22 protein-coding genes, 1 rRNA gene and 1 pseudogene (1 of these 24 running past the window's edge) are annotated in these 22615 nt (G+C 58.4%); 11 read left to right on the forward strand and 13 right to left on the reverse strand.

The features are described from left to right. Positions 1–672 (reverse strand): 16S ribosomal RNA (locus AB4N76_RS04885) (it extends 865 nt beyond the left edge of the window). Positions 673–1296: 624 nt separating this feature from the next. Between AB4N76_RS04885 and rhtA the strand changes: the two genes are divergently transcribed. Beyond that, complete coding sequence (rhtA, locus tag AB4N76_RS04890; protein WP_046032343.1) at positions 1297–2184, forward strand: threonine/homoserine exporter RhtA; 888 nt, start codon at positions 1297–1299, stop codon at positions 2182–2184. 168 nt (positions 2185–2352) lie between these two features. Beyond that, positions 2353–2634, forward strand: a complete 282-nt coding sequence (locus AB4N76_RS04895) for a hypothetical protein (protein WP_046032344.1) — start codon at positions 2353–2355, stop codon at positions 2632–2634. On the opposite strand, the gene AB4N76_RS04900 is transcribed toward AB4N76_RS04895, so the two are convergent. Beyond that, positions 2621–3193 carry a TetR/AcrR family transcriptional regulator gene (locus tag AB4N76_RS04900; RefSeq protein ID WP_046032345.1) on the reverse strand — a complete coding sequence of 191 codons (573 nt, stop codon included), beginning with the start codon at positions 3191–3193 and terminating at the stop codon, positions 2621–2623. The genes AB4N76_RS04895 and AB4N76_RS04900 overlap by 14 nt on opposite strands. Before the next feature lie 90 nt (positions 3194–3283). Here AB4N76_RS04900 and AB4N76_RS04905 point away from each other — a divergent pair, with 90 nt between their 5' ends. Together AB4N76_RS04905 and AB4N76_RS04910 are read left to right on the forward strand one after the other, a co-directional pair. Then, positions 3284–4012 carry an SDR family oxidoreductase gene (locus AB4N76_RS04905; RefSeq protein WP_046032346.1) on the forward strand — a complete coding sequence of 243 codons (729 nt, stop codon included), beginning with the start codon at positions 3284–3286 and terminating at the stop codon, positions 4010–4012. 36 nt (positions 4013–4048) lie between these two features. Next, on the forward strand, positions 4049–4639 hold the full coding sequence (locus AB4N76_RS04910) for a 2-hydroxychromene-2-carboxylate isomerase (protein WP_460164229.1): 591 nt from the start codon (positions 4049–4051) through the stop codon (positions 4637–4639). On the opposite strand, the gene AB4N76_RS04915 is transcribed toward AB4N76_RS04910, so the two are convergent. Continuing rightward, the gene (locus AB4N76_RS04915) at positions 4636–5634 is read right to left on the reverse strand and encodes a zinc-dependent alcohol dehydrogenase family protein (protein ID WP_046032348.1); all 999 of its coding nucleotides are present in this window, start codon (positions 5632–5634) and stop codon (positions 4636–4638) included. The genes AB4N76_RS04910 and AB4N76_RS04915 overlap by 4 nt on opposite strands. Before the next feature lie 106 nt (positions 5635–5740). On the opposite strand from AB4N76_RS04915, the gene AB4N76_RS04920 reads away from it, so the two are divergent. Next, complete coding sequence (locus tag AB4N76_RS04920; protein ID WP_185752286.1) at positions 5741–6661, forward strand: LysR family transcriptional regulator; 921 nt, start codon at positions 5741–5743, stop codon at positions 6659–6661. Here AB4N76_RS04920 and AB4N76_RS04925 read toward each other — a convergent pair. The 4 genes from AB4N76_RS04925 to AB4N76_RS04940 form a co-directional block, all read right to left on the reverse strand. Beyond that, positions 6654–8462, reverse strand: a complete 1809-nt coding sequence (locus tag AB4N76_RS04925; protein ID WP_077431686.1) for an aminopeptidase P family protein — start codon at positions 8460–8462, stop codon at positions 6654–6656. The genes AB4N76_RS04920 and AB4N76_RS04925 overlap by 8 nt on opposite strands. A 64-nt stretch (positions 8463–8526) precedes the next feature. Next, the gene (locus AB4N76_RS04930; protein ID WP_046032351.1) at positions 8527–9684 is read right to left on the reverse strand and encodes a cysteine desulfurase family protein; all 1158 of its coding nucleotides are present in this window, start codon (positions 9682–9684) and stop codon (positions 8527–8529) included. A gap of 204 nt (positions 9685–9888) precedes the next feature. Beyond that, positions 9889–10503 carry a LysE family translocator gene (locus AB4N76_RS04935; protein ID WP_046032352.1) on the reverse strand — a complete coding sequence of 205 codons (615 nt, stop codon included), beginning with the start codon at positions 10501–10503 and terminating at the stop codon, positions 9889–9891. 103 nt (positions 10504–10606) lie between these two features. Continuing rightward, a complete protein-coding gene (locus AB4N76_RS04940; protein ID WP_077431685.1) occupies positions 10607–10876 on the reverse strand; it encodes a hypothetical protein in 270 nt (89 codons plus the stop codon). A gap of 301 nt (positions 10877–11177) precedes the next feature. On the opposite strand from AB4N76_RS04940, the gene AB4N76_RS04945 reads away from it, so the two are divergent. Continuing rightward, positions 11178–12281 (forward strand): sigma-54 interaction domain-containing protein, encoded by a 1104-nt coding sequence (locus tag AB4N76_RS04945; protein ID WP_460164230.1) that lies wholly within the window; start codon positions 11178–11180, stop codon positions 12279–12281. Here the strand turns inward: AB4N76_RS04945 and AB4N76_RS04950 are convergent. Continuing rightward, positions 12278–12643, reverse strand: coding sequence for an antibiotic biosynthesis monooxygenase (locus AB4N76_RS04950; protein ID WP_077431683.1), 366 nt, complete (start codon positions 12641–12643; stop codon positions 12278–12280). The genes AB4N76_RS04945 and AB4N76_RS04950 overlap by 4 nt on opposite strands. Positions 12644–12737: 94 nt before the next feature. Here AB4N76_RS04950 and soxR point away from each other — a divergent pair, with 94 nt between their 5' ends. Beyond that, positions 12738–13205 carry a redox-sensitive transcriptional activator SoxR gene (soxR, locus tag AB4N76_RS04955; protein ID WP_109787096.1) on the forward strand — a complete coding sequence of 156 codons (468 nt, stop codon included), beginning with the start codon at positions 12738–12740 and terminating at the stop codon, positions 13203–13205. 84 nt (positions 13206–13289) lie between these two features. Here the strand turns inward: soxR and AB4N76_RS04960 are convergent, their stop codons facing one another. From AB4N76_RS04960 to AB4N76_RS04970, 3 genes are all read right to left on the reverse strand, one after another. After that, positions 13290–14060 (reverse strand): MetQ/NlpA family ABC transporter substrate-binding protein, encoded by a 771-nt coding sequence (locus AB4N76_RS04960; protein ID WP_046032357.1) that lies wholly within the window; start codon positions 14058–14060, stop codon positions 13290–13292. 74 nt (positions 14061–14134) lie between these two features. Next, positions 14135–14800 (reverse strand): methionine ABC transporter permease, encoded by a 666-nt coding sequence (locus AB4N76_RS04965; protein ID WP_046032358.1) that lies wholly within the window; start codon positions 14798–14800, stop codon positions 14135–14137. Positions 14801–14803: 3 nt separating this feature from the next. Further along, entirely contained in the window at positions 14804–16018 is a 1215-nt protein-coding gene (locus tag AB4N76_RS04970) for an SfnB family sulfur acquisition oxidoreductase (protein ID WP_460164231.1), read from the reverse strand. 263 nt (positions 16019–16281) lie between these two features. Between AB4N76_RS04970 and AB4N76_RS04975 the strand changes: the two genes are divergently transcribed. Next, a complete protein-coding gene (locus AB4N76_RS04975; RefSeq protein ID WP_077431680.1) occupies positions 16282–16740 on the forward strand; it encodes a VOC family protein in 459 nt (152 codons plus the stop codon). A 135-nt stretch (positions 16741–16875) separates the two neighbouring features. On the opposite strand, the gene AB4N76_RS04980 is transcribed toward AB4N76_RS04975, so the two are convergent. After that, on the reverse strand, positions 16876–18201 hold the full coding sequence (locus AB4N76_RS04980; RefSeq protein WP_046032360.1) for an ATP-binding protein: 1326 nt from the start codon (positions 18199–18201) through the stop codon (positions 16876–16878). Next, positions 18198–18878, reverse strand: coding sequence for a response regulator (locus AB4N76_RS04985; protein ID WP_046032361.1), 681 nt, complete (start codon positions 18876–18878; stop codon positions 18198–18200). The genes AB4N76_RS04980 and AB4N76_RS04985 overlap by 4 nt, the downstream gene beginning before the upstream one ends. Before the next feature lie 151 nt (positions 18879–19029). Here AB4N76_RS04985 and dsbD point away from each other — a divergent pair, with 151 nt between their 5' ends. The 3 genes and pseudogenes from dsbD to dsbG all read left to right on the forward strand — a co-directional run bounded on the left by dsbD (position 19030) and on the right by dsbG (position 22377). Beyond that, positions 19030–20763, forward strand: coding sequence for a protein-disulfide reductase DsbD (dsbD, locus tag AB4N76_RS04990; protein WP_460164232.1), 1734 nt, complete (start codon positions 19030–19032; stop codon positions 20761–20763). Then, positions 20763–21631, forward strand: a pseudogene (locus tag AB4N76_RS04995) (TlpA family protein disulfide reductase). Before dsbD ends, AB4N76_RS04995 begins: the two are co-directional and overlap by 1 nt. Then, positions 21607–22377, forward strand: coding sequence for a thiol:disulfide interchange protein DsbG (gene dsbG, locus AB4N76_RS05000; protein WP_046032364.1), 771 nt, complete (start codon positions 21607–21609; stop codon positions 22375–22377). The pseudogene AB4N76_RS04995 and the gene dsbG overlap by 25 nt, the downstream one beginning before the upstream one ends. Positions 22378–22615: the final 238 nt, after the last annotated feature.

Genomic DNA, 22615 nt, shown 5'->3' on the forward strand with positions numbered 1-22615 from the left:
AATTCCACCACCCTCTACCATACTCTAGCTCGACAGTTTTGAATGCAGTTCCCAGGTTGAGCCCGGGGATTTCACATCCAACTTAACGAACCACCTACGCGCGCTTTACGCCCAGTAATTCCGATTAACGCTTGCACCCTCTGTATTACCGCGGCTGCTGGCACAGAGTTAGCCGGTGCTTATTCTGTCGGTAACGTCAAAATTGCAACGTATTAGGTTACAACCCTTCCTCCCAACTTAAAGTGCTTTACAATCCGAAGACCTTCTTCACACACGCGGCATGGCTGGATCAGGCTTTCGCCCATTGTCCAATATTCCCCACTGCTGCCTCCCGTAGGAGTCTGGACCGTGTCTCAGTTCCAGTGTGACTGATCATCCTCTCAGACCAGTTACGGATCGTCGCCTTGGTGAGCCATTACCTCACCAACTAGCTAATCCGACCTAGGCTCATCTGATAGCGCAAGGCCCGAAGGTCCCCTGCTTTCTCCCGTAGGACGTATGCGGTATTAGCGTCCGTTTCCGAACGTTATCCCCCACTACCAGGCAGATTCCTAGGCATTACTCACCCGTCCGCCGCTCTCAAGAGAAGCAAGCTTCTCTCTACCGCTCGACTTGCATGTGTTAGGCCTGCCGCCAGCGTTCAATCTGAGCCATGATCAAACTCTTCAATTCAAACATCTTTGGGTTTTTAAGAAACCCTAAACTTGGCTCAGCAATCGTTGGTTACATCTTTGATTTCTCGCGGAGTAACTTGTGATGCTGATAATCTTGTTGACTATCAGTCTGACTCCACAAGCACCCACACGAATTGCTTGATTCAGTTGTTAAAGAGCGGTTGGTTAAGATCTTTCGTCTCAACCGAGGCGCGCATTCTACAGCAGCCTCTGTTGCTGTCAAGTGGTTATTTTCAGAAGTTTTCAAAGTTTCGCTTGGAAATCTTTAACAACTTCAACCACTTGCGCTTCCGATCACTCGGTAGCGGGAGGCGAATTCTACAGCGTTACACGCTGCTGTCAACACCTCTTTTTCAACTCCTTTCGGACTTCGATGAACCAAAGCCACTCACTGCCGAAAACTGCGTAACTCTTTGTTTACCAAGGAGTTTTCCGTTTCGACTGCGCCGGAAGTGGGGCGAATTATAGACATCCTGAATCTGCCGTCAAGCACTGATTTGGCTTTTCTATCAAACAGCCCAAAATCATCGCCATATATAGACGTACACGCCACGAATGCGCACTATATTGCCCAACTGCACAACAAAGAACTTCCGCTTCCTACTTCGGACGACTCCACGCAATGAACGATCAACCCCGCAGCCTTGCCTCGACCTTGTTCTCGGTAGGCCTGCTCATAATAGCCATGGCGTCGATCCAGTCCGGAGCTTCTTTGGCTAAAAGCATGTTCCCGGTTATCGGAGCTCAAGGAACCACCACCCTACGCCTCATTTTCGCCAGCGTGATCATGCTGCTCCTGCTTCGTCCATGGCGGGCGAAGCTCACTGCAAAATCCCTGCGCACCGTCATCATCTATGGTATGGCACTGGGCGGCATGAATTTCCTCTTCTATATGTCCTTACGCACTGTCCCTTTGGGAATTGCAGTAGCCCTGGAGTTCACCGGGCCATTGGCAGTGGCGATCTATGCTTCGCGCCGGGCAATCGACTTTTTGTGGATAGCGCTGGCGGCTGCGGGCTTGCTGCTATTAATCCCCACAGACGCATCAACCGTCGGAATCGACCTGGTAGGGGCCGGTTACGCCCTAGGGGCGGGAGTCTGCTGGGCCCTTTACATTCTGTTCGGCCAGAAGGCCGGTGCCGACAATGGTGTACAGACCGCCGCACTGGGCGTGATGATTGCCGCATTGTTCGTGGCCCCTATCGGCATCGTCCATGCAGGGACCGCGCTGCTGACCCCTTCGTTGATCCCCGTGGCCATAGGCGTCGCCATTTTATCCACCGCCCTGCCCTACACGCTGGAGATGGTCGCCCTCACCCGCATGCCCGCACGGACTTTCGGCACATTGATGAGCATCGAACCTGCGATTGGCGCCTTGTCAGGCTTGTTGTTCCTGCATGAGTATCTATCGCTGTCACAGTGGATGGCTATCTTGTGCATCATTCTGGCTTCCGTGGGCGCAACCATGACTATGGGCAGTGCTGCCAAGCCAGCAGTTGCGGCAGATTGATACAGGATTTAACGCAGGTCTGGTAATTGACGCTCAATTAGGCCATGTTTAGGCCCGTAACCCAGCGCCAGACATGGATTTTTCAGGATAGGGATACCAAAACGCTTAAGCGAAAGCGAATGCAGCCAGACCCGGGCACAAGATCCGGGAACGCTAGTAAGGACAGCAATGAAACGAATTTTGATATTGATCGCCGTTCTGGCAGTTGCGGGTTGTGCGGCGACCTCGAAAACACAAGTCAAACATGGCAAGAAAGGGCTGCATATCAACTGTTCGGGGCTCTCATCCTCGTGGGAAAAGTGCTACACCAGCGCCGCCAACTCTTGCGCACCCAAAGGGTACAAGGTCATTGCCAAGTCGGGGGACGCGGTGGAGGAGCCAGGCGATTATCCGTTCGGCCTCAACCCTGCCGGTTACACCAGCCGCAGCATGATCGTCATTTGCAAATAGGCTGATGCCGCCCCGCAATCTGACGGCCAATCTCGTCGTAACTAGATTTCAACACATTGCGCTGGATGTCTGGCGTTGCCAGCATCCGTGCGACAACCAAAGCACCGATGCATTGCGACAGAATTGCCCAAGCCAGGCTGTCGCTTTCCAGAATACGCGCCCAACTCTCCTGTAGCTGACAAATCCAGCGCTCTGCCTGCTTGCGAACCACCATGTCCGAACGAGCAATTTCCGCGCCCAATGCGGGCAGCGCGCATCCGGATTCCGGATGCTCGACATGCGCCATGCTCAAGTAATGCTTCAGGCATCGCTCAAGTTTTTCGCTCCCTCCATCGGTGCCTAATCGTTCCACGCTTTGGCCCAGTTCACGCTCGACGATTGAAGAGAACAGTTCATCCTTTGATGAGAAGTGACTGTAGAAAGCCCCGCCGCTCAAACCGATTGCCTTCATCAATCCGTCGACGCCGACCGTGGAAAAACCTGACTTCTTGGCAGACACCGAACTGCTTTCCAGCAACTTTTGTTTGGTTTCCAACTTGTGATTGGCCGAGTAGCGCATTGCAAGTCCTCAGGATTGATCGTCTTGACGTCTGTGGAATCGTAGCATAACGTTCGTTTAGTTAACGATCGTTTAGCAAAGGGACCACCTATGAATAATAAGAAAGTCGTACTGGTTGTCGGCGCTGGTGATGCTACCGGCGGCGCCATTGCCAAGCGTTTTGCACAGGAAGGCTTCGTCGCCTGTGTCACCCGGCGCAGCGCAGACAAACTTCAGCCATTGGTCGATGCCATCAAAGCTGATGGCGGAGATGCCCATGGCTTTGCCTGCGACGCACGCAAGGAAGAAGATGTAATAGCGCTAGTCGAACAAATCGAAAGCCAGATCGGGCCCATTGAAGCGTTTGTCTTCAATATCGGCGCCAACGTGCCCTGCAGCATTCTTGAAGAAACCGCCCGCAAGTATTTCAAGATTTGGGAAATGGCCTGTTTCTCAGGCTTTCTCAATGCTCGCGAAGTCGCCAAGCGCATGGCCAAGCGTCAGCGGGGCACGATCCTGTTCACCGGGGCTACAGCAGGCATGCGCGGTGCCGCAGGCTTTGCTGCGTTCGCTGGTGCCAAACATGGCATTCGTGCCTTGGCGCAAAGCATGGCGCGAGAACTCGGCCCGATGAATATTCACGTTGCTCACGTCGTTGTCGACGGCGCCATCGATACTGACTTCATCCGCGAGAGCTTTCCGGAAAAGTACGCAACCAAGGACGAAGACGGCATTCTTAACCCCGAGCACATCGCCGAAAACTATTGGTATCTGCACAGCCAGCCGCGGGACTCCTGGACATTCGAGCTGGATTTACGCCCCTGGAGCGAACGCTGGTAAGCCCTCCCCTACAACAATAAACAGAGTGCACCGACCATGAGCAAAACCGTGGAGTTCTTTTTCGACCTCGGCAGCCCGGCCACCTACCTGGCTTATACCCAGCTACCGAAAATCTGCGAACAAACCGACAGCCAACTGATTTACAAGCCAATGCTGCTGGGCGGCGTGTTCAAAGCCACCGGCAACGCTTCACCGGCGACCATCCCGGCCAAGGGTCGTTATATGTTTCAAGATCTCGACCGCTACGCAGAACGTTACGGTGTACCACTGAAATTCAATCCGCACTTCCCCATCAACACACTGATGCTCATGCGCGCAGTGACTGGAATTCAGTTACGTCAGCCCGAACGTTTCCCGGCGTTTATCGACTGCCTGTTCACTGCCCTCTGGGTCGAAGGCCGTAGCCTTGATGATCCTGCCACCGTTGCCGCCGTGTTGACTCAAAACGGTTTTGACCCGCAAACAGTCCTCGCCCTGACGGCCGATGAGGAGGTCAAAGCCGCTCTCAAGGACAATACCGAGAAGGCCATACAGCGCGGTGTATTCGGCGCACCGAGTATGTTCGTCGGCGATCAGCTGTTCTTCGGCCAGGATCGGTTGGACTTCGTGATTGAAGCCCTGAGTTAAATCTCGATCACTAACCGCCCCTTCGCTGCTCCCGAAACGAGCAGTTCATGAGCAGCCTCGGCAGTTTCCAGCGTGAACTGCCGAGAATCGAGCAACGGCTTCAACTGACCCGCCTCAATCAACCGCGCCGCTTCATTAAGAATCTGGCCATGACGTTCAAGTCCCTTCCCCGTCAGCAACGGCAATAGCGTAAACACCCCGGAATAACTCGCCCCACGAAACGAGAGCGGCGCAAGGCTGTGCTGCCCCCAACCCAGACAGCTCACTACATGCCCCTCATAAACCCGAACGGCCTTGAACGAGTCATCCAGCACCGCGCCACCCACTGTGTCATAGACGATATCGAAGCCCTCCCCGGCCGTGAATTCAGCCACATAGCTTTCAACCGAAGACGCACGGTAATCAATAAACGTTGCACCGAAACTTTCGATAGTTGCCCGCTGCCCCGCTGAACCGGTTGCGAACACGTCAGAACCGAACGCCCGGGCAATTTGCACAGCCACATGTCCGACACCGCCGCCGCCACCATGGATCAGCACCTTCTGACCGGCCCGCACCCGAGCCCGATCAACTAGCCCTTCCCACGCGGTGATCAATACCAAAGGCAGCCCTGCGGCCTCGCGCATACTCAAGTTGCCCGGTTTGCGTGCCAGAAGCCGCGAATCGACCACCGCGAACTCCGCCAGGGAACCCTGCGCGCCACCGATACCGGTCGCCATCGCGAAGACTTCATCACCAGGCATCCATCCACTGACGCCCTCTCCCAGCGCCTCAACTGTCCCCGCTAAATCCATGCCCAATACGGCCGGTAATGGCTGACGCGCATGAGCAGCTTGCCCCGCACGAATCTTTCCATCCAAAGGGTTCACCCCGCTGGCCTTGATCCTGATCAGCACCTGACCCACTCCCGGCACGGGCCGCGACAGGAGAACCAAGCGTAAAGGCCCATTGGCCGAGTCAACAATCAGAGCGCGCATTTCAAGTGAGTCAGTCATTTCGCAGATTCCCGTCAGAAGTGTGTGTGCGGGATTAATCTTCGTCCAGATCACTCATGCCGATAAGACACCATATAGCTATAGTACGTATGCCCATTTGGCATCGATGAGAACTCCCGTGGACACACTCAACGCAATGGCAACCTTCGTCCGTGTCGTCGAACGCGGCAGCTTTTCGGCCGTCGCCCGGGAGATGCAGACCAGCCAGCCGACCATCAGCAAAATTTTAAAAGCGCTCGAAACCAAACTCGGCGCAAAGCTGATTAGCCGCAGCACCCGTCAACTGTCACTGACGGATGAAGGTCAGAGGTACTACGACGAATGTCGCCAAATCCTTGCAGCGGTGGACGCGGCAGAACATCGTTTTCAATCAGGACGCGAATCCATTTCCGGCAACTTGAAAATCGGCTCATCCGTGAGTTTCGGGCGCCTACAGATCGCACCGCGCCTCCCCGACTTTCTAAAAACGCACCCTCAGGTTCAAATTGACCTGCAACTCAGCGATCAAAACCAGGACCTGGTCAGTGAAGGGCTGGACGTGACATTCAGAATCGGTGAGCTGAGCGACAGCGGTCTGCTCGCACGCCACATCGGCACCACCCACCGGATAACCGTTGCAGCGCCTGAGTACCTCAAGCAATTCGGCCAGCCCCAAACCCCGGAAGACCTCGGCGCGCACAACTGCCTGCAATTCAACTTGCTGAACAGTCAAAACCTATGGATTTACAAAAGAGGCGCCCAGCAACACGAAGTACGCATCAAGGGTAACGCGCAAAGCAACAACTCCGAGGCGATCCGCGAAATGGTGCTGGGGGGATTGGGGATTGCGTTGTCGCCAGTCTGGCTGTTCAGTGAGGATCTGAAGGCCGGCCGGGTGAAAGCCATTTTGCAAGACTACACGACGCAGTCGCTGCCGATTCATGCAGTGTCCCCGGCGAATCGTCGCCAATCCGCCAGGGTCAAAGCATTTGTCGACTACATGAGTCAGGCGCTCGACCAAGCGCCTGACCTCCAACCCGTCAAATAGCCGCGGTGCGGGTATTCAACCACTCAAGGGCGGCGCCATCGAGCAATGGACTCAAGCGTTCGCGCACCTCGGCGTGGTAAGCGTTGAACCACTGTTTCTCTTCCAGAGTCAGCAGCGACGGCTCCAGACAGCGGGTGTCGATCGGGCATAGCGTCAGGGTTTCGAACTTGAGGAACTCTCCGAACTCGCTTTTGCCCGCCTCACGGTTCAGCACCAGGTTCTCGATCCGCACGCCCCAACGCCCCGGACGGTAAGTGCCCGGCTCGATGGAAGTGATCATGCCCGGCTGCATCGCGGTTTGCGGCGCAGTAGCGGCCTGATAGGCGATGACCTGCGGGCCTTCGTGAACATTGAGGAAATAGCCAACGCCATGGCCAGTGCCGTGACCGTAGTCGACGTTTTCTGCCCAGATTGGAGCGCGTGCGATGGCATCCAGCAGCGGTGACAAGATCCCTTTGGGGAATTGCGCGCGGGACAGTGCAATCACACCTTTAAGTACTCGCGTGCAGTCGCGCTTCTGCTCATCCGTCGGAGTCCCCACCGGCACCATTCGCGTGATATCGGTAGTGCCACCCAGGTACTGACCGCCGGAGTCGATCAGCAACAGGCCGTCACCCTCGATCACCGCGTGCTCTTCTTCGGTCGCGTGGTAATGCGGCATCGCGCCATTGGCGTTGAACGCGGCGATGGTATTGAAGCTCAGCGACACGTAATCGGGACGTCGGGTACGCGCGGCAGTGAGGTGCTCGTCGATGGTCAGCTCGGTGATGCGTTCACGACCCAAGGCCGAGTCCAGCCACGCGAAGAATTCACAGAGGGCGGCACCGTCCTGCTCCATGGCCTGGCGAATGTGCTCGGCATCGGCCAGGCTTTTCTGCGATTTGGCCAGCGTGGTCGGGTTCAGGCCTTCGACCAGTTTTACGCCGGCATCGAGGTTGTCCAGCAAACCGGCGGTGACACGCGCCGGGTCTACCAGCAGGCTCGTGCCGCTCGGAACGGCGCGCAAGGCAGCGTCCACTTCACTGTAATCACGCAGGATCACACCGTCTTGTTCCAGTACCGCACGCAGCTCGGCATCGACTTTGCTCAGTGCCACGAACAGGGTTGCCTGCTCCTGGCTGACCAGGGCGAAGGACACGAAGACCGGGTTGAACGACACGTCTGCGCCGCGCAGGTTGAACAACCAGGCGATGTCATCGAGGGTGGCGACAAAATGCCAGTCAGCGCCTCGATCTTTCATTACCTCGCGCACCTTCGCGAGCTTTTCGCCACGGCTGACCGTCGCTTGCGGTGGCAAATGTTGATAGATCGGCTCGTTCGGCAACGTCGGGCGATCGCTCCAGACTTCGCTCAACAAATCGATATCGGTACGCAGGCGGGCGCCACGCTCTTCGAGCTTGCCACCCAGCGTTCGCGCCGAGGCCACGGCCATGACCGCACCGTCCACCGCGACGACGCCACCTTCAGGGGTTTGCTCGGCCAGCCAGTCCAGCGGGCCTGGCTGGCCCGGCTGCAGCTTGACCAACTCGATGCCGCTGCCTTTGAGCTCCTTGGTCGCTTGCTCCCAATAACGGCTGTCGGCCCAGACGCCAGCAAAGTCCGGCGTCACGATCAGTGTGCCGACCGAGCCATGGAAGCCCGACAACCACTGCCGTCCCTGCCAGTAGCCTGGCAAGTATTCCGAGAGGTGCGGATCGGCCGACGGCACCAGCAAGGCATGAATGCCTTCGCGGCTCATCAGTTCGCGGGTTTGCGCCAGGCGCTGGGGCACCGATCCATTGATCGAAGGCTGCGTACTCATCATGTCTCCTGCTAATCACTTCAGCTTATTGTTGAGTGCCGATCTGAGTCGGCGCTTTAAGGCGCTACTGCCAGAATGCCGGGGCACTGGCGCAGGCGGCTTTGATCAGGTGCACCGCTTGGTCGATGTCTTGCTCGGTGGTGAACCGCCCGAGACTCAAGCGAATCGTGCGGCTCGCCGAGCGGGCGTCATGCCCCAGGGCCAGCAACACATGGGATGGAACGTTGCTGGCAGAGTTGCAGGCCGATGTCGCGGAAAATGCGATCGAATGGCTCAATGCCGCGGAGTTGAACTCGCCTTCGCTGAAGGTCAGGCTCAGAGTATGGGGAATGCGTTGGGTCGGGCTGCCATTGAGACGAACGCCGGGAAGGCTCAGCAGTTGCTCAAGCAAGCGCTCCCGCAACCGGACGATCGTGGCTTTCTCTTCATCGAACGCAGCGCCAGCCAAGGCGAAGGCCACCCCCATCGCTGCGATCTGATGAGTCGCGAGGGTGCCGGAACGTAAACCGCCCTCGTGACCGCCGCCGTGAATCTGCGCCTGCAAGCGTGGTTGCGCGCGCGGGCCGACGTACAGCGCGCCGATGCCTTTGGGGCCGTAGATTTTGTGGGCGGAAAACGACATCAAATCCACGGGCAGGTGGGCCAGATCGATGGCAACTTTCCCTGCACCTTGAGCGGCGTCAACGTGAAACAGCGCATCGCGGGCGCGTACGATTTCGCCGATGGCCGCGATGTCATTGAGCGTACCCAGTTCGTTGTTGACCAGCATCAGCGACACCAGAAAGGTGTCTTCGCGCATCGCTTCGCTGACCGCTTGCGCCGTGATCAAACCGTCGGTGTCTGGCACCAGATACGTCACCGCCACACCGGCGTCCTGTAACTGTTTGGCCGTGTCGAGAATCGCCTTGTGTTCGATCTGGCTGGTAATGAGGTGCCCGCCACTGACGCCGCGTGCCGGGGCCACGCCCTTGAGCGCGAGGTTGTTCGATTCGGTGGCGCCGGAGGTCCAGACGATCTGGTCAGCGGTAGCGCCCACCAGTTCGGCGACCTGCTGCCGTGCGTGGTCCACCGACCGCCGAGCCTGCTGGCCATAAGCATGGGAGCTGGACGCCGGGTTGCCGAAGTTGCCGGTAAAACCCAGACACTCGACCATGACCTTGATGACCCGCTCATCCACCGGCGTGGTGGCGGCGTAGTCGAAATACAACGGACGTTTATTCATAAAAGACTCGCAGAGCGTGTTCCGGGATCAGGAAGCTCATAACGGAAACGTCAAAGCGCAGCCTTGTGAGCTGCGCCGATACTTCAGCACGTTAGAAATACCTGATCGGAAGCCGTTAAAGAAGAACAACTTCATTTAAAAGTGCGTAGGAACGCTCCTGAAGTCGAGCTTAACAGGCATCGGGCAACCGGATGAAGCAATGCGTCAGCTAAAGCTTTCAAGAAGTAACGGATACAGAGAAGCCACCAACAGCAGGGCCATGCCCCAATTGAACAGGCGCAACCAGCGGCGGTCCTTCAACACATTGCGTAACAACGTGCCGCACCCGGCCCAGATACCAACGCTCGGCAGGTTGATCACGGCAAACACCGCCGCAATGATGATCACATTGGTGAAATAGCCCTGCATCGGCGTGTAGGTACTGATGGCACCGATGGCCATGATCCACGCCTTGGGATTGACCCATTGGAACGCCGCTGCGCCCAGGTAAGTGATGGGTTTGCTTTCGCCGTTCTCGCTCTCGGAGACCGGACCTGAATGGGCGATTTTCCATGCCAGATAAAGCAAATACGCCGCGCCGACGTAGCGCAACACGGTGTAGAGCAAAGGATAGGTTTGAAACACGGCGCCGAGGCCGAACCCGACGGCGACCACCAGGACAAAGAAACCACAGGTGACGCCCAACATGTGCGGGATGGTGCGGTTAAAGCCGAAGTTCACACCCGATGCCAGCAACATGGTGTTGTTGGGGCCGGGAGTAATCGAGGTGACAAGCGCAAACAGGGCCAGGCCCATCAGCAGATCGAGTGAAAGCGTCATGAGCGGCAGTCCAAAAGGGTCAATCGGGTGTTAAGACCCTATCGCACGCCTTGCGGGAAACCCACGGACAGTTACGGAAAACTTCGAGCGGTACAGTTCTTGATCAGCTTGGTCGACCGTGAAGCTGTACAGCACGCTCGGCGTTCATCTCGCCTTGTTTATCGAAACCAAAGGATTTTTGCGGCTGCCCGAGCAAGGCGGCTTTCCTGGCGTGGTACTCCTCAAAAGACAGACCACGACGGTTCAATTCCTCAAGCGCCAGTTCCTTGGATTCTTCGGCGGTATATGGCCGCAATTCCGGAGACACATGGCTGGCACAACCGGCGAGAACAGAGAGCGCGAGCAGCAGGAAAGTGGCGGTGAGAGTGTTCATTGTTAGCGTCCTGGCATCTGGGTTCGGGGCAATGAACACAGGCTACCTGCGCGGCTTCAAGGGCAGAAATCAACGCTCTCGATAGTGGCTATCAACTTTGGCAAACGTCGTTCTGTTCTCAACCTGCATATCTCCAAAAGATCTATAAATATTTATTTATGTTCTTTTACGGAATAACAGACTCTCTTTATAACACCTCAAGCGCCTCACCCACTGCCGACTGGCCCGCGTCCCATGTCTTTCAAACGAGAGGCTGAGTCAGGACTTGTTTTCATAGCCATTTCCTCATGGAGCGACCCCCATGCAACTGCTGACCTTGCCGCCCTCACCCGCGCTGGCGACCTCGATCCGCGCCACCGCGCAGGTGTTCGAAGATCCGAAATCCCAAGCCTTGCTTGCCCATGTGCAGCAGGTCGCGCCCAGCGAAGCCAGCGTACTGATCAGTGGCGAAACCGGCACTGGCAAGGAGTTGGTGGCGCGGCACATCCACAACCTGAGTACCCGACGCAACCGGCCCTTCGTGGCGGTGAATTGCGGCGCATTTTCCGAATCGCTGGTTGAGGCCGAATTGTTCGGTCACGAAAAAGGTGCATTCACCGGCGCGCTGAACGCCAAGGCCGGCTGGTTCGAGGAGGCCCACGGCGGCACGCTGTTTCTCGATGAAATTGGCGACCTGCCAATGGCGATCCAGGTCAAGCTGCTGCGGGTGCTGCAGGAGCGTGAAGTGGTCCGACTCGGCTCGCGCAAGAGCATTCCCATCGATGTGCGCGTAGTGGCGGCGACTAACGTGCAATTGGAAAAGGCCATCAATGCCGGGCATTTTCGCGAGGACCTGTATTACCGACTCGACGTGGTCAGCCTGGACCTCAGCCCGTTGCGCGAACGCCCCGGCGACATCCTGCCGCTGACCCGGCATTTCATCCAGGTCTACAGTCAACGCTTGGGTTACGGCAGCATCACCCTCAGCAAAGATGCCGAACTGAAACTGCGAGGCTACAGTTGGCCGGGCAACATCCGAGAGCTGGAAAACGTTATTCACCACACGCTGTTGATCTGCCGTAACGGCGTGATTGAACGCGATGACCTGCGCCTGTCCAACATGCGCATCGAGCGTCAGGATGACCAACACGTCGGCACCGATGATTCACCGGAAGCCATGCTGAATCAGGCCTTTCAAAAACTCTTCGCAGAACAGGCCGGTGCACTGCATGAAAAAGTCGAAGATGCGTTGTTGCGCGCAGCCTATCGCTTCTGTCATTACAATCAGGTGCACACCGCTGCCCTGCTGGGTCTGAGCCGTAACGTAACCCGCACGCGGCTGATCAAAATCGGCGAACTGGCAGTCAACAAGCGTCGGGCCACGCAGAATGTCCAGGGCGAGCGCGTGATGCAGTTGTCGATTTAGCCCACCAGATTGCAGTGCAGCGCATCATCGGGGCCAAGCGCCAAGCTGTGCAGCACCTGGAACGAACCGAACGTCACGGTTTTCGCTTGGTGGGCGCGGATCAAACCCCAGAAATCCTGCTCACCCCGCTCAAAGCTGCGAAATGCGGCTTCACCGGCTTCGCGCGTTTGCCATTGCAAGTAGTTGAGTACCCGCCGGCCATCATCGCTGGCCTGGATACTCGCACTCAAGAAGCCACTGAAATCCCGGGCCAGGCGCTCGGTCTGCAGGGACAGGGCCGTCACCAGCGCCGGTTGCCGATGGGGCTCGATCTCGAATTCGATCAATTGGGTGAAGCCGCGGTTGTTTGCTGACAATTGCATGAACAGTCCCCTTCATGTGTAAACCGATTGTTGCGATCCGAAGACCTGCAGGGTAAAACCTCTAGTTAACTAGAGGTCAACAGGCAATGTTCAAATGATCACCCCGGAAAATCTGCATAAAGAACTCACCGTCGGCCAACTGGCCGCCCGCAGCGGTGTGGCGGTCACGGCGCTGCACTTTTATGAGTCCAAGGGTTTGATCAAAAGCAACCGCAATCAGGGCAATCAGCGGCGCTATCCACGAGAAGTGTTGCGGCGGGTGGCGTTGATCAAAGTGGCCCAGCGTCTGGGAATTCCATTGGTGGAGATCGGTGAGGCGCTGAAATCGTTGCCGGATAACCGGGCGCCGACGGCGGCAGACTGGAAGGCGTTGTCAGCGCAGTGGAGCCGGGATCTGGACGCGCGGATCAATCAGTTGATGTTGCTGCGCGACAAGCTCAATGGCTGCATCGGGTGTGGGTGTCTGTCGATGGAGGCGTGTCCACTGCGCAATTTTGGCGATGTGCTGGGGGAGCGTGGGCCGGGAGCGCAGCTGCTGGAATCCGCTGCAGAACCGAAATAGCGACGCGGCCTTCGCGGGCAAGCCCGCTCCCACAGGTACAGTGGTGAACTTGTTCGCGAAGGCGACCTTCTGGTCGGCGAGTGTTTAGAACCCCGGCGCAATTTGCCCTTTATAGCGGGTCAGGATGAACTGCCGCACTTCATCCGAATTCAATGCTTTTGCCAGTTTCTGCAAGCCAGGATCATTGATGTTGTCTGGCCGCGCCACCAGAAACTCGATGTACAAGCTCTTGCCCTTCTCGACGATCAACGCGCTGTTGGTGTCGATCCCCGCTTCAAGTGCGTAGTTGGCGAAGACAAAGGCCAGGTCGACCTGACTCACCGAGCGCGCCAGCAATGCGCCTTCCAGCTCACGAATCTTCAGGTGTTTGGGGTTTTCGATAATGTCCCGCTGGGTGGCCAAGGTGTTGCTCGGGTCCTTGAGTTTGATCAGCCCGGCTTCGTGCAACAGCACCAGCGCACGGCCGGTGTTCACCGGGTCGTTGGGGATCGACACGGTGGCGCCATCCTTGAGCTCGGCGATGTTTTTGATTTTGGTCGAGTAGGCACCGAACGGTTCAATGTGCACGCCGACGACCGGCACCAGATCGGTGTGGCGAGTCTTGTTGTAGTCATCGAGAAACGGGCGGTACTGGTAATAGTTGGCGTCGAGGTTCTTCAGGGCCAATTGCTGGTTGGGCTGGATAAAATCGGTGAAGACTTTGATGTCCAGGTCCACGCCTTCCTTGGCCAGGGTCGGTTTGATGAACTCGAGGATTTCCGCGTGCGGCACCGGGGTCGCGCCGACGATGAGTTTTTCGTTGGCGTGAGCGCTCAACGACACTAAGGCAGCCAGAATGGCCAGGGTCTTTTTCATGCTTTGCTCCTAGACAGATTAAGTGGCCGTCGTGGGGTGGACGTGGGGCCTGTTGTATTTTTTGGATCGAATATTTAACGTCGGCTGTAACGCGCCACCAGTCGGTCGCCGGTCATTTGCAGGGCCTGAACCAGAATCAGCAACAGCACCACCGTGACCACCATGACGTCAGTCTGAAAACGCTGATAACCGTAACGAATCGCCAGATCGCCCAGTCCGCCACCGCCAATCACACCGGCCATCGCCGTGTAATCGACCAGCACGATCGCAGTCACGGTGACCGCCGCCAACAGCCCTCCCCGTGCTTCGGGCAACAAGGTGTGGCGGATGATCTGCCACGTATTCGCGCCCATCGCCTGGGTCGCTTCCACGACACCGCGATCCACTTCGCGCAACGCGGTTTCCACCAACCGTGCAAAAAACGGCGTGCAGCCGACCACCAATGGCGGAATGGTCCCCGGCACACCGAGCGAGGTGCCGACCAGCAGTGTGGTCAGGGGAATCAACACGATCAGCAAAATGATGAACGGCAGCGAACGCAGCATGTTCACGACCACCGACAGCACACGGTAAACGCCGACCGCTTCATGCAACTGGCGCTTGCCGGTCAGAAACAGCACCACCCCCAACGGCAACCCCAGCAGCACGGTGAACCCCAGCGCCGCGCCGAGCATGCTCAGGGTGTCGAGGCAGGCCTGGGCGATGTCGGCCCAATAGATATTTTTCAGCAACTCGGCCATCAATCACGACCAGTCGTGGCGCGGCGGTTTCACGCCGTTGAGTAGCCAGTTGCCAACGACGTGGTACTTCCAGCGCACCGGGTCGTGCAGGGTATGGACCCGGGCGTTGCGCCAGTGCCGGTCGAAATTGTGCTTCTTCAAGGTCGAGCGGGTGCCACCGAGCTCGAAGAGTTTATTGCTGGTTTCGATGGCGATTTCGGTGGTCAGCACTTTGGCCTTGGCCACCGCCAGGGAGGCTTGGGCGATGTTGTCTTCATCGGGCGCCGGACGCGCCGCATCCAGCGCTCGCCCTGCCCGTTCCAGCAAGGCTTCGGCGGCTTCCAGACGGATCTCCAGGCCACCGATCTGAATGATGGTCAGCGGATCTTCACTGGCCTTCGCCACGCCCGCGTCGATCCACGGCCGAGCGTATTGCTGAACGAAAGCAATGGTGTCACGCAGTGCCGCACGGGCAATGCCGGCGTCGATGGCCGCCGTGGTCAATTGCGCGAAGGGGCCGGCCAGCGTTGGCGTTTCATAGGACCGATAGGCCGGGAACAGATTGAACGCCGACACGTGCAAGTCTTCGGCGAGCACGGTGCCGCTGGACGTTGTGCGCTGACCGATGCTGTCCCAGTCATCCACGATCACCAACCCTTTTGATCCGCGTTCGACGAAGGCCAACTGCCCCTTCTGTTCTTCATCCAGCGCCAGCACCGCCAGCCAGTGAGCATAGAGCGAACCGGTGCAATAACCCTTGCGCCCGTTGATCACATGACCATCGCCATAGCGGCGGATCGTCGCCTGGATGTCCTGCACGTTTTTGCCGCCGGTTTCCGACAAGGCATTGGCAAAGCGATGCCCTTGCAGCGCCAGCTCGAAAAAATGCGCCTGCTGTTCGGGTGTGCCTTGCAGGCGGATGTCTTCGAGCAGGCAATAGTGGTTTTGCGGGATCTGCCCCAGAGAAGGATCGGCAGCCGAGATGATCGCGATGACCTGCGCCAGCACCGCACAGGACACCTGAGCACCACCAAATGCCTTCGGCACGCTGATACCCCACAGTCCACTGTTGGAATACAGATCGACGATCTCGACGGGCACCTGTCGGGTGCGGTCGCGTTCGGCGTCCTGCTCCAGCAATACAGCGGCAACGCGCTCGGCGACGCGCAAGGCTTCGGTGTCATCGGCGATCCGATGGGCGGCCGGCGGGTTGATCGGATAAACGGCAGATTCAGGCATTTGAGGTTCCGGGCAGCAGTGTTTATCAGAGCCATTGCAGCTTCTGTGCCGAGGTCCCGCGCCAATGTTTTCGGGCAGTTGACGGGGTTTTTCAAGTCCTGGCGTCACGCAGCCCAGCAATCTGCTGCTTCGCTGTTGATGGCTGAACAGTGTTGCTGCTCGTCGGGTGCGCGGATGCCAACAAGGGAGTGACCTATATTTATCCGGTCGGAAATCGGCACAGGACACCTTTTCACCCACAACAACAAACAGGGAGATTCATCATGAGCGTTAAACCCATTCCAGAGGGTTATCACAGCATCACCCCGTACCTGGGCATTCAAAAAGCCGCCGAAGCCATCGAGTTCTACAAGAAGGCCTTCGGTGCCATCGAAGTCATGCGCCTGGCCATGCCGGACGGCGGGATCGGGCATGCCGAACTGCGGATCGGCGACTGCCCGGTCATGCTCGGCACACCTTGCGACCAGGGTCCATTGAGCAACCCGGACAAGTCACCGTCGGTGGGCCTGCATCTGTATGTGACGGACGTGGACAAGTCCTATAAACAGGCGATTGACGCGGGCGGCACGGTGGTGTCCGAGGTCAAGGATCAGTTTTACGGCGACCGCTCCGGGACGTTGAAAGATCCGTATGGGCACTTGTGGTTCCTGGCCACGCGCAAGGAGGATTTGACTCAAGCGCAGATTGAGCAGCGGGCTAAGGAAATGTTTCAGCAGGGTTGAGATCGTTGTTGCCACTTCTGGCCCCTTCGCGAAAGAGGCCTCACCGTCAACACACATTTCAGACCTGAAAAAAACCCGCTGACGGGCCACCGGTTCAGCGGGCTTTTTTTACGCGCAACATGGAACCCATGCGAGTCAGATGGACTGCAACGGCATGGTCAGCTCAACCCGCAACCCGTCCGGCTGACTGTTGAAATGCAAGGTGCAGCCGCAACGCTGGACAATCGCCTGGACAATGGCCAGCCCCAACCCGCAACCGGTGCTCTGACCGTTGCGCCAGAAGCGTTGGGTCAGGTGTTGCAAGTCCTCTTCGGCGATACCCGGGCCATGGTCGCGAACCAGAAAACGCACACGGTTGCCGGTGGTTTCCAGGCTCAACTCCACCGCCCCATCCCCAGGGGTGTGGCGCAAGGCGTTATCGAGCAGGTTGCGCAACGCAGCAATCGACAACACGGCGGGCATCTGCACCGGCGCAGTGGAGAATGTGCTCGGCATCTGCAGTCTGATGCGTTGGCGATCACCGCTGGCCGCATCCTGAATCGCCAGTTTCGCCACTTGCTCGGCGCTGCACTGCACACCGTCGTCAAACGACAGGCTGCCCTCGACCCGCGCCAGCAACAGCAATTGTTCAAGGGTGCGGTGCATGCGGTCAGCGCCCTCTTCGGCCCGGGCCAGTGATTGATCCCGAGACGCGCCGTCGGTCATGCGCGCCACTTGCAGGTGGGTCTTGATGGCGGTCAGCGGGCTGCGCAGTTCGTGCGCCGCGTCGCCGGTCAGGCGTCTTTCGCGCTCGATGGTCTTGCCGATGCGCTGCAACAGCTGATTCTGGGTTTCCAGCAGCGGTTGCAGTTCACTCGGCAGCGGCTGAATCTGCAAGGGTTCAAGGGAGTCGGCGCTGCGGCGCATCAAGGCATCGCGCATCCGGTTGAGCGGCGCCAGACCTTGTCCGATACCGAGCCACAACAGGCACAGACAACCGAGCAACGCCACCCCGACAGGCACCGACGCCGCCAGCAGAATCGACATGTTCAATGCCTCGCGCTCGATTTGCCGGTCGGCCGTGGTAATGCGCAGGTCACCCCGGGCCAACGTGAAACTGCGCCACGGCGCACCATCAATCATCTGATCGTGGAAACCCATTTTTTCGGCTTCCAGTTTTTGTTCGGGATCGCTGTGACTGCGAGCGAGAATTTCCCCACGCAATGAACTGACCTGACAGGCCATGCCACCCGGAATGTTCAGTTGCTCCGCACTGAAATGGGTGCCCTCGCCTTTGCTCGGCAATGCCGGCAATTGTTCCAGCAACCCGGCGACCATCCGCGCTGAAGCCACCAGCCGCTGGTCGAGGGAAAACATCATTTGGTTACGCAAGTCGCTGAGCATCCAGGCTGCCGCCAGGGCCCAGATCAAGGCAAAAGCGGCGCCAAGAGTCAGGCTCAGGCGCAAACGCAGGCTCATCACTTCGACTGTTCTCCGCCATCAGCCGGCCCCAGGCGATAGCCCAGGCCGCGCACGGTTTCGACGATGCCGTTGCCGAGTTTGCGCCGCAGGTGATGGATGTGCACGTTGAGGGCGTTACTTTCCAGTTCGTCGTTGAAACCGTAGACGCTGTCCTTGAGTTGCTCGGTGGAGAGCACGCGCCCGCGGTTATGCAACAAAGCCTGCAATAACGCCTGCTCGCGGCGCGACAGGTCGACGGGTTGTCCGCCGAGCAAGGTTTCGCGACTGCTGGGGTCGTACGTCAGGCGACCGTGCTCGATCAAGTTGACACTGCGCCCCGCCACGCGTCGCAACAAGGTGTGCAGGCGCGCGGCAAGCTCACGCAGATCGAAAGGTTTAAGCAGGTAATCATCCGCACCGGCTTGCAAGCCATCGACGCGATCCATTACTGAATCGCGCGCGGTGAGAATCAGCACCGGAATCTCCAGGCCATTGTGACGCAGCTGTTGTAGCAGCTTGAGGCCATCCTCATCGGGAAGACCGAGGTCGAGCACCATGACGTCAAACTCCGCGACCTTGAGCATCGCTCGCGCCGACGACGCGGTGGCGACGTGCTCGACCGTCAGGCCCTGTGCGGTGAGCCCGGCAACAATGCCGCTGGCAATCAGCTCATCGTCTTCACAAACCAGTACGTGCATGGGAGCCCCGCAGAAAAAGGTGATTAAGCCGTTGGCCGATTAAGCGGACATTATGCCGCAAGCACCATGACAACAAGGCCGGCACGGTTAATCACTGGTTAATCGCCACCTCCCATTGTGCACCTCACCTGCACAGGGATAAGGCTTACCCATGCGTCGTCTGTTTCTATTTTTTGTCCTCTTGATCTCGGGTCTGGCCCAGGCAGGGACCAATCCGTTCGATACCAAACCTGAATTTCTGCCGGTGGAAAAGGCGTTCGCTTTCACCTCTGAACGCCTTGAGACGGGTGAGACCCAGCTCTATTGGCAGATCACGGACGGTTATTACCTTTATCAGAAGCGCCTCAAATTCGACGGTTTGCCTGCTGAGCAGCACCCCGTGCTACCTGAAGGCGAAGCGCACAGTGATGAGTTCTTTGGCGAACAACAGGTTTACCGCCAGGGCCTGGAACTGAAGATCCCGGCCGGCGCGACCGGTCAGATCAAAGTCGGTTTCCAGGGCTGTGCCGATGCAGGCTTGTGTTACCCGCCGCAAACGCAGGTGGTGGATTTGGGCGGCAACGTCACGGTTGCCGCAAACGAAGCACCGGATCAAGCCTTGGCCAGCGACCTGCAACAGCGGGCACTGGGCTGGAGTTTGCTGGTGTTTTTCGGTTTGGGGCTGTTGCTGGCGTTCACCCCTTGCTCGTTGCCGATGCTGCCTATCCTGGCTGGTTTGATTGTGGGCAGCGGCGCCACCTCTAAACGTGGTTTTGCCCTGGCGGGCAGCTATGTGGTCAGCATGGCGCTGGTGTATGCGGCGATGGGCGTATTGGCCGCACTGCTCGGTGCGAACGTGCAAGCGTTGCTGCAAAACCCGTGGCTGCTGGGCAGTTTCGCGGCGGTGTTCGTGTTGCTGGCATTGCCGATGTTCGGTTTCTTCGAACTGCAACTGCCGGTGGCCGTGCGCGACCGCCTGGAAAATGTTTCACGCAATCAGCGTGGCGGCAGTCTGGTCGGTGCCGGTGCACTGGGCGCCTTGTCTGGTCTGCTGGTGGGGCCGTGCATGACCGCGCCGTTGGCCGGCGCCCTGCTCTATATCGCGCAAAGTGGTAATGCACTGCATGGCGGACTGATTCTGTTTGCCATGGGCATCGGCATCGGTGTGCCACTGCTGTTGCTGGTGACGATCGGCAACCGCTTCCTGCCCAAACCGGGCGCCTGGATGAACCTGCTCAAAGGCGTGTTTGGTTTCCTGTTCCTCGCCACTGCACTGCTGATGTTGCGCCCGGTACTGGATCAATCGCTCTGGATCGGTTTGTGCGGCGCGCTGCTGTTGATTGCCGCTTACAGTGCCTGGCGCCAGTCCAGTGGTTTTGGTCGAACGGCGCAGGTGTTCGGCGCCGGTTCATTGCTGCTCGGTTTGTGGGGCAGCCTGCTGATGATAGGCGCTGCAGGTGGCAGCGATGACCTGTTTCAACCGCTGCAGGTCTATCGCGGCTCCAACACGGCCAGTGCCTCTGCACCGGTCGGCCACGAGGCTTTCACCACGATCAAAGACCCCAATGCGCTGCAACAGGAACTGGACGCGGCGCGGGCGCAGGGCCAATGGGTGCTGCTCGATTACTACGCCGACTGGTGCACCTCCTGCAAAGTCATGGAAAAACAGGTCTTCGGTAAAGCCCACGTGATGCAAGCGTTGAGCGATGTGCGCTTGCTCCGGCTCGACGTCACCGCCGACAATGCCGCCAGCCGCGAACTGCTCGGCCGTTATAAAGTGCCGGGGCCACCGAGTTTCCTGTGGATCGGCGCCGACGGCGAAGAGCGTCGCAGCCAGCGCATCACCGGCGAGGTCGATGCCGACACCTTCCTGCAACGCTGGACCACTACCCGAGACGCCCGTTAATGCTGACTTTCACCCTCGGCACCTTTGCCATCGCGCTTAACCACCTGCTGCTGATCAGTGCTCTGGCGCTGGCAACGTTTGTCGGCTGGCGGGTGGCCAAGCGCGGTGGCGATAATCCCGAGTCGGTGCTGTTCAGCCTGTTCCTGATCGGCATGCTGGCGGCCAGGGTCAGTTTCGTGGCGGTGTATTGGGCACACTATCGCAACGATCCGTGGCAGATCATCGACCTGCGCGACGGTGGTTTCCTGGCCTGGCCTGGCGTGATTGTGCTGCTGCTTGCCAGCCTGTATCGCGGCTGGCGCCGTCCGGGTTTACGCCGGCCGCTGGGCTTTGGCGTAGGCAGCGGCCTGGCGTTCTGGCTGCTGGCAACGTTCTCCCTGAGCATTTACGAACAAGGCACGCGCCTGCCTGAAATCTCCTTGCGCAATGCCGCCGGCGAAACTGTGCAACTGGCCGATTACAAGGGTGGCCCGCTGGTGATCAATCTCTGGGCGACCTGGTGCCCGCCCTGCCGTCGGGAAATGCCGGTGCTGGAAAACGCCCAGCAGCAACGCCCGGACTTGACCTTCCTGTTCGTCAATCAGGCCGAAAGCATGCAAAGCGTCAGCACGTTCCTGGAAACCCAGGGCCTGAGCCTGAGCAACGTGTTGTTCGATGGCAGCGGTCGCCTGGGCCAAGCCGTGGGTTCCATGGCATTGCCGACTACGCTGTTCTATAGCAATGACGGTCGCCTGCTGGGCAGCCATTTGGGCGAACTCTCGCAAGCCAGCCTCGCCCGTGCCCTGGAAAACTTCGACACCCCCCTCCTTCTGCCACACCGTCCACCCCTTCAAGGAAACTGCCATGCCACGCCTCCGCCACCTGCTGACGCTCACCCTGGGCGCAGCCCTGCTGCACCTGCCGTCGGTACAGGCCGCCGAAGAACTGCCTGAAGCGATCAAGAAGATCGAAGCCAAGGGTGCGAAAATCGTCGGCCAGTTCGACGCGCCTGACGGCTTGCGCGGTTATGCGGCGCAATACCAAAACCGTGGCATGGCGCTGTACCTGACCCCGGATGGCAAGCATGTGTTGCTCGGCAATCTCTACGATGCTGACGGCAACGACCTGACCTCCGCGCCGTTGCAGAAGCTGGTCTACGCACCGATGTCGAAGGAAGTCTGGGGCAAGATGGAAGCCAGTAACTGGATCGGCGACGGCAAAAAAGATGCCCCGCGTGTTGTCTACCTGTTCAGCGATCCGAACTGCCCTTACTGCAACGTCTTCTGGGAGCAGGCGCGGCCGTGGGTCAAGGCTGGCAAGGTGCAATTGCGCCACATCATGGTCGGCATCATTCGCGAAGACAGCCCGGGTAAATCGGCTGCACTGCTGGCGGCCAAAGACCCGGGCAAAGCGCTGGAAGAACACGAAAAGGCTGGCAAGGACAGCTCACTCAAAGCGCTGAAAGAAGTCCCTCCAGCGATTCAGGCAAAACTGGCGGCGAACATGCAGTTGATGGAAGACCTGGAGTTGCAGGCCACGCCAGCGATTTTCTATATGGACGACAAGGGTGAACTGCAACAACAGCAAGGTGCGCCTTCGCCGGAAAAACTGGCGAAAATCCTCGGGCCGAAGTGAACCCACTGGTGCGCCAGTCCGACGGCATGGCACGTTTTGCGGCACGTACTGCATCGCGCCGAAATAGGCGCTGACAGGCCAGTGGCTGCAAACGAGGACACCGCATGCCGGTGTTCGCACGTCGCACCCAGTCTCAGTATCAATTCTTCTTCCCAATTGACAATCATTATCATCAAGCCTAGCTTATTGCTCAATGTGTCGGACGGCTCAAGTCTGCGTGCCGTCCCACCAACCTATT

This window comes from Pseudomonas sp. S2_F03 (assembly GCF_054668335.1).

Bases quoted from the DNA above. Each gene is read 5' to 3' on its own strand.
- AB4N76_RS04965 (WP_046032358.1), bottom strand. From the start codon at position 14,800: ATGGCCGAGTTGCTGAAAAATATCTATTGGGCCGACATCGCCCAGGCC.
- rhtA (WP_046032343.1), top strand. From the start codon at position 1,297: ATGAACGATCAACCCCGCAGCCTTGCCTCGACCTTGTTCTCGGTAGGC.
- AB4N76_RS04985 (WP_046032361.1), bottom strand. From the start codon at position 18,878: ATGCACGTACTGGTTTGTGAAGACGATGAGCTGATTGCCAGCGGCATT.
- soxR (WP_109787096.1), top strand. From the start codon at position 12,738: ATGATCACCCCGGAAAATCTGCATAAAGAACTCACCGTCGGCCAACTG.
- AB4N76_RS04900 (WP_046032345.1), bottom strand. From the start codon at position 3,193: ATGCGCTACTCGGCCAATCACAAGTTGGAAACCAAACAAAAGTTGCTG.
- AB4N76_RS04930 (WP_046032351.1), bottom strand. From the start codon at position 9,684: ATGAATAAACGTCCGTTGTATTTCGACTACGCCGCCACCACGCCGGTG.
- AB4N76_RS04940 (WP_077431685.1), bottom strand. From the start codon at position 10,876: ATGAACACTCTCACCGCCACTTTCCTGCTGCTCGCGCTCTCTGTTCTC.
- AB4N76_RS04910 (WP_460164229.1), top strand. From the start codon at position 4,049: ATGAGCAAAACCGTGGAGTTCTTTTTCGACCTCGGCAGCCCGGCCACC.
- AB4N76_RS04895 (WP_046032344.1), top strand. From the start codon at position 2,353: ATGAAACGAATTTTGATATTGATCGCCGTTCTGGCAGTTGCGGGTTGT.
- AB4N76_RS04950 (WP_077431683.1), bottom strand. From the start codon at position 12,643: ATGCAATTGTCAGCAAACAACCGCGGCTTCACCCAATTGATCGAATTC.
- AB4N76_RS04975 (WP_077431680.1), top strand. From the start codon at position 16,282: ATGAGCGTTAAACCCATTCCAGAGGGTTATCACAGCATCACCCCGTAC.
- AB4N76_RS04970 (WP_460164231.1), bottom strand. From the start codon at position 16,018: ATGCCTGAATCTGCCGTTTATCCGATCAACCCGCCGGCCGCCCATCGG.
- AB4N76_RS04915 (WP_046032348.1), bottom strand. From the start codon at position 5,634: ATGACTGACTCACTTGAAATGCGCGCTCTGATTGTTGACTCGGCCAAT.
- AB4N76_RS04935 (WP_046032352.1), bottom strand. From the start codon at position 10,503: ATGACGCTTTCACTCGATCTGCTGATGGGCCTGGCCCTGTTTGCGCTT.
- AB4N76_RS04905 (WP_046032346.1), top strand. From the start codon at position 3,284: ATGAATAATAAGAAAGTCGTACTGGTTGTCGGCGCTGGTGATGCTACC.
- dsbD (WP_460164232.1), top strand. From the start codon at position 19,030: ATGCGTCGTCTGTTTCTATTTTTTGTCCTCTTGATCTCGGGTCTGGCC.
- AB4N76_RS04960 (WP_046032357.1), bottom strand. From the start codon at position 14,060: ATGAAAAAGACCCTGGCCATTCTGGCTGCCTTAGTGTCGTTGAGCGCT.
- AB4N76_RS04920 (WP_185752286.1), top strand. From the start codon at position 5,741: ATGAGAACTCCCGTGGACACACTCAACGCAATGGCAACCTTCGTCCGT.
- dsbG (WP_046032364.1), top strand. From the start codon at position 21,607: ATGCCACGCCTCCGCCACCTGCTGACGCTCACCCTGGGCGCAGCCCTG.
- AB4N76_RS04945 (WP_460164230.1), top strand. From the start codon at position 11,178: ATGCAACTGCTGACCTTGCCGCCCTCACCCGCGCTGGCGACCTCGATC.
- AB4N76_RS04925 (WP_077431686.1), bottom strand. From the start codon at position 8,462: ATGAGTACGCAGCCTTCGATCAATGGATCGGTGCCCCAGCGCCTGGCG.